The following is a 330-nucleotide window of genomic DNA, read 5'->3' as shown; positions in this document are numbered from 1 at the left end:
GTCGGCCGGCGGCGATGGAATGGGGCCCGGCCGGCTCTGACGCAGACGGGCAGCCGTCCGATCCAGCGGAAACTGACCCGTTTGGTGTTGACCCGACGCTTTTTGCCCCGCCCCCCGAATACCAGCTGGCAGAGAACGATATGAGGACACCAACGGAACGGGATCTCCCAGATTGGGGGACGGAGACCGACGGAGCGGCGCCTGGCTCGGAGTCGCCGCCGTCGGAGTCGGGACCTGAGCCGAAGCGTCCGCGTACCGATGGTGAGCCGGCGGATGGCCTGAATATTTATGCGGATGACCTGTCGAGTTTGCTCGATATGCGGGCACCAT

The sequence above is a fragment of the Micromonospora sp. NPDC049139 genome (assembly GCF_055586845.1).
The sequence above is the reverse complement of the archived record's forward strand: the minus strand, read 5'-3'. Positions refer to the sequence as shown.